We start from the raw sequence: 5,834 nt of genomic DNA on the forward strand, positions 1-5,834 counted from the left end.
TTTTTTTGTCACCGTGGTTCTCAAAAATATCCATGTTTCCACCTACTTTATAAACCTAAATTTAAATCTATATACCTTAATAAAAAACCTTAGTATTAAGATTTACCAAGGTTTGTACCTAAGATATCAACCTTGATAAGTACTAGCTAGTTGATAAATAAATACTGTGTTTATTAAATTATCTTACACTGTTCTTCCTCTATATTCGACCATAAAAATATTCCTCCTTTAGAATTTAATAATTTAAATTCTAAAGGAGGAAACGTTGATTTATAGACGGACTATGCCGTTTTATATTTCTCGCCAATAGCAAAATAAAAAGCCACCTCTTGAGTATGTGGTATGAGAGGCGGCTTTTTATCTTAAGGGATTTGACAACATTACCAATCAAAAAAGTAGTCTGAATAATTTTATAATTTTTTTGTGATTAAATCAATGTAATAGAACTTTGAGCATATGAATAAAAGGTGCGCTTTTTATTCATCATCTCTTCATTTTCCTGTAAGGAGAACTCCGTCATATCAACAATGTATAAAAAGTTGCATAAAAGAGAAAAAGAGAACTTCTTCGAACCCTTGGGGTGTAAGGGTTCTCTTTTTTGATGTGTTCCGGAAAGAGTGATTATGTTAACTACCTTTGTATATCATATACAGCGTAAAAACAGAAAAACCTACCTTGGAGTTAGGGAAAAGGTAGGTTTTTCTGGAGTAACTAAAGAAAATAGGTTGTGGATGCCGAGTCGGATGGCATCTTGTTTAGTTTGCTCAAGTTGATATTTATTATTCGTTTTATAATCTTAAATAAAAAAAGAAACAGATCTAAAAAGACTGTTTCTTGTAAAATTCCAATCCATCATAGTACTTTACCCCTTTGATCGAAAATGAAACATGAAATGTGATTATTTTTTATAAAACTTATTTTGCTTCTGATAAAGTACATTATGTTAATTAGGTTTGCATATGATATACAGCTGAAAAGCAGAAAAAACTACTGCATTCCAAACAGTAGTTTTTTTTCGAACCCAATAGAAAAATAGAAGGATGCTGAAATAGAAATGGTCAATTTATAATATGCAAAGCAAGAATAAAGGTGAGGACAAGCGCTAGTTTTATATAAAACTTGTACTATTTTTGTATCTTTTTCTTATAAAATTCATTATGTTAACTAATTTTATATATGATATATAGCCTAAAAACAGAAAAAACTACTGTTTGCCCCAAAAGTAGTTTTTTCTTTAACTCCATAGCAATGTAAGAGCCGAGATCTATTGGAAGAGCAAGGAGGTTGCTCAATATTATAGTATGCATAGTAATGAAAAGGGGTTGGACAGGCGCTCACTTTATCTAAGGTTTCCACTATTTTTTCATTTATTTCTTATAAGTCAATGATCAGAGATGGTTGGACACTCTGTAGTAGGGAAACTGTTATCTTACAGATTTAAATCCCCCTGGTATTAGGAATCTAACTAAAACAACTTAAAGTTGTTTCTAATTGCCTTAAGGCAATTTTGTATGTCTAATGGCTAAGGTCTGGTCCTTGATTTTTCGATCTATTTATATTTGTGCTTCTCATTCCTCTTAATTGATGTCTTTGTTGAGCTTGCTCTTGGCTACGAGTAGCTTGTTGAATAGCATTAAAAATCGTATCCAAAGCGTTTATGTTGCTTTCATATGTTTTTATTTCTTTTTCTAACCATGGGGCGACGGTTTTCTCCATTGTGTTTATACGACTTTGTTGTTGTTGTAAATCTTGTTGTCCTTTATAACCCAGCTCTTTTAGATTTTCACGTCCATATTTAGCTTCACTTTGCAATTCTTCATAGTCTTGACGAGCTTTTTTCGAGACAAGTCGTTTCGCTTTTTCTCCTGGGTTTCTGTCTAATTCATCAAGCTTTTTCTCCACGCTGCCAAGCTTCTCTACTTGTTTACTCATAGTTGAGACATGTTCTTTCTCTATACGAACCATTTTCTGATGTTTTTTGAACTCGTCTAGCTTCTTTTGGTTAGCATCTAGACTTTGTTTGATGTTGGATAGTCTAAACTGATTTTGTTGAGTAGTATTGTGATACTGTTCCAGCTTTAATGCATTGCTGTACGTGAGATGCTTTCCAGCTGTTTTGAGATCCGGATAATGAGAGCTTATCTCACGGATTTTGGCTTGTTTAATAGCTTCTTCAGCTTGTAATAGTACCCTGGTTTCGACTTGAATTTGTTTTTTCTCATACGTAATCTGATTGAGTCGATTTTCCTTCTTTTGCGAGAATTCTTGGTAACGCTGATAGAACTCTTCTTTGGTTGAAAAACGAAGAGATTCTTTATGATTTTGAATGCTGCTCTCATAGCTTTCTTTGTTACTTTCTAAATCAGAAATTTTATCAAGATGACGTCGTTTCATCATGTTATTCTCTTTGAGTTTAAACGGATTAAGGGACTTCTTAAGTTCCTCTACTTTTTCTTCGTTCTGTTGGATTTCACGCTTTAAATCGTTCACACGATCATAATAATTACTGACATTCAGGAATTGCTGTTGTTGTGCATGAAAGTGTCGTTCAATAGGATTATGACGATCACTCATTTTGCGTAGTTCTTCGTGGCGTGCTGTAATATCTTCTAAGGTAATAACCTTTTGACCTATGAGAGACGCAGCTTTTTGAATATAGGTTTTCTCTATATCCGTAGAAAAGCTGAATTGCTTCTCTTTTTCCTTCATTTTCTTTAAGTGGTCTTCTTTTTGACGACGATAAGCTTGTAAATCAACCACAGCTTTATTGTAGTCCTGGCGCTCCCGATTGATTTGGCCACGATCTGTTTTCTTCCCTTTCTTCTCCATATCATGTGCGACATGACCTAAATGAACCATTGGTAACGTTTCGAGTCCACGCTTTTCATGAGAAAGATGGGTAATACGTTCATTGATTTGAGTCTGTTCTAGCGCTTTATTTGCATAGTTCGCCCATTGTTCACGGATGGATAAGCAACCTTTGCTATTCTTTACGTACCCGAGATTATTTTCTTTTGTATTCGCAAAATCAGCATTCCAGTCACGATTCTTTTTGCCGAATCCATCTTGATCTAGGTTTCTCATCGTTAACATGATGTGAGCATGAGGATTATTGGCATCATCACGATGAATAGCAATATCAGCGACCATTCCTTTTTGAACAAACTCATTTCGAGCAAAAGACTGAATGAGTTCTTTTTGTTGGTCACGATTTAGTTCAATTGGTAAAGCAATGTTTAATTCACGTGCCAGTTGTGAGTCTTTGCGCTTCTCTACTTTTTCAACTTCATTCCATAAACGATTACGATCTTTCATCCATTCTGGAGCATTGGAAGGAGTCAGAATCATGGTTTCCGGTTGTACATTACGAGCATAAAACTTTTGCTCGTCTGTACGTTCATCATGTAATTTTTCGCCACTGCGATAAGCAGCTGCAGCAACAGCCGATTGTCCTTTTGAACGACTGATGATTTGCATCGATAGATGGTAAATAGCCATAATTCTTTCCTCCTTTCTTGAGAATGGGTTTGTGTTTTAGGAATAAGTTGATGAGAGCACAAAGTGCGCTAATCAACGTTTTAGACTAAATCAGCATCATGAACACCGAAGGTGTCGGATGGTGGTTTCATCTTTGCCGATAGGCAAACAGGTTTTATGAAATTCGCCATCTAGGCGAATGGGTCTTTCGTTTTGTCTTTTCGTTCCGAAGGAACCGCACACATCGGTACGATGTATAAGTGCGCCCTTATCTATTCGATCTAAGGGAATTATACCATATCCTGGTGAGAGAATCTATGCTAATGATACCAATTTATCTCAATTTTTGATATAATCAATTTAAACATTAGAGAACAGATAAAGGAGATGGGGATGGGTGCCGAAGAAGCGAACAGATGAGGAAATTCTTCAGGAATTAGAAGAGAAAATTGAGAAGATGAAAGCGAAGAAACAACAAGTTGAAGCGCGTAAAAAAGAAAAAGAGAGAAAAGAAAGAACAAGACGACTGATTCAAGTCGGCGCGATCTTCGAGAAATACTTTGAAATTGAAAGTGAAGAAGAGGCAGAAAAAATTGCAAAGGCATTGCAATCGTATGTAGGGAAAAATAAAGAGAAGATTTTACATCATGATGTAGTTGTTACACAGAAAAACAACGCATCCAAGGAAGTAGCATCGACAAAAGAATAAATGATTTGTCTTTATTACAATTACATAAGAACAAAAAAACGTATTTGCTCTAGGAGCCTATACATTTTTTTGTTTGCTAAATGTGTAGCCTAGGTCGTCCACTATTTCAGCAAAGGCCCGAAGAATACCATATAATTCTTGAGGATCATTTTTATTTTGGAGAATTGATCTATATATGTCTTTGAAAATACGCCCTTTCATTTTTGTAATAAGATAAAATAAAAGGTCTACACGAATATAGTCAACTCCATTCTTAGTCATGAAAGGAATTTCAATATCAAACAATTCATGCTCTTGTAGAATCTGTTTTATTTTGTGTTTTTCCATACTACTCTCTCCTTTGAATTGTTAAGAACCTTCTAAACCACGTAACGTCTTAGTGACGTCCCTTTTGTGTTTCTCTTTTTAGAACATGGCCCCCCTATGTTTCTAATTTGTTGTTACCCCTTTTTAAACTCATTTAGCACATTTCTTTTCCCATGGTCGTCATGATATATATCTAACCTAAAATAGGAGTAATAAAAAGAATACCTCTAATAGGAACATGATTACTAACGTAATCAAAGTTACCTATAAGGAAAGTATCTCGAAAAACACCATTGATTTATAGACCTATTGATCAAAATCCCCAAATTGCTTGTACGCCAACGGATGTAATATAGATTTTATATATGATTTAACAGAAGTACAGGAAAAGACACCTTAAAGGTTCCATTTTTTGAAGAATCTTCTTTTAAACCGTAAACATACTTATGCCATGTCTTTTAAAAGGTTTTATTTTAGGTTGCCATTGATATAGCTACACATGTAGTCGTGTAAGTATGCAATGCTTCTTGGCATAAGTATTCTTCTAAACAGCCCATTTTCCACAGTCTATAGACAAAAATAGGCTTCAAGATAACTATATTAAGCATCTAATTCTAAAAAGTTATAGAATAATGGATTAGTTTTATTTCTTTGAACTTCTCTTCTACGCTCAGCAGCAAATAAACCTCTTAAAGTCCCGAAAAAATAGGCTTCAAAGGTTGTTTTTATTCGATTTCTTTTATAAGCAAAGACGGTTTCTTTAAATGCTTGAACAGCAATTGATACTAATTCCTCAACAGGCTTCTCTAGACGGCTTATTTTGTGTGCTAAGCGTACTTTCCCCCATAAATGATAAATATCATCTGCACAGTTAAAAAACGGCTGTACGGCTGCTTTAAATGGCATTGGAATAAAAGACGGTAGATATTCCGTTGAAAGCTTTATATCTATGTCTTTACGTATGTATTTATTTAAATCTTTTAAAGTTAAATTATAGGTAGGATTTTTTTTTGCCTCTTCATCCTTACTCTCACAAGGGGTTTCGGCATTTTCTGCTTCAACATCTGCTTCAACATGAGAGGTCAAATCAAGTTGTAAAAAGTTGACCCAATACTCAAAGTAAGGGTGGTTAACAAATAAATGTACAGGATTCCCTTTTCCGTTATTACGAGGGCAACGTCGATAGACGGTCACAACTTGCCCTTGTTTTCGTAACTCTCTTAGATGGCGATCCATGTTTCCTTTGGATATTTCATAGGTTTTACCTAAATATGTACTGCCAGGAAAGCAAAAGCCTTTTTCTGCACCCAGCCAGCAGAGTCGATCTAACGCTTTTCTTGTT

4 protein-coding genes are annotated in these 5,834 nt (G+C 34.7%); 1 reads left to right on the forward strand and 3 read right to left on the reverse strand.

Annotated elements, in window-relative coordinates; all coding sequences use genetic code 11:
* Window positions 1–1,515: 1,515 nt before the first annotated feature.
* On the reverse strand, window positions 1,516–3,498 hold the full coding sequence (mobQ, locus tag OK414_RS29600; RefSeq protein WP_034656330.1) for a MobQ family relaxase: 1,983 nt from the start codon (window positions 3,496–3,498) through the stop codon (window positions 1,516–1,518).
* A gap of 376 nt (window positions 3,499–3,874) precedes the next feature.
* Here mobQ and OK414_RS29605 point away from each other — a divergent pair, with 376 nt between their 5' ends.
* A complete protein-coding gene (locus OK414_RS29605) occupies window positions 3,875–4,186 on the forward strand; it encodes a hypothetical protein (RefSeq protein WP_264363577.1) in 312 nt (103 codons plus the stop codon).
* Window positions 4,187–4,243: 57 nt separating this feature from the next.
* On the opposite strand, the gene OK414_RS29610 is transcribed toward OK414_RS29605, so the two are convergent.
* Together OK414_RS29610 and OK414_RS29615 are read right to left on the reverse strand one after the other, a co-directional pair.
* Entirely contained in the window at window positions 4,244–4,513 is a 270-nt protein-coding gene (locus OK414_RS29610) for a hypothetical protein (RefSeq protein WP_047933927.1), read from the reverse strand.
* A gap of 579 nt (window positions 4,514–5,092) precedes the next feature.
* Window positions 5,093–5,834: transcriptional regulator (locus OK414_RS29615; protein ID WP_264363578.1), on the reverse strand; the 742-nt coding region annotated here is incomplete at its 5' end.

Source organism: Priestia sp. JV24 (genome assembly GCF_025910025.1).
Taxonomy (GTDB): domain Bacteria; phylum Bacillota; class Bacilli; order Bacillales; family Bacillaceae_H; genus Priestia; species Priestia megaterium.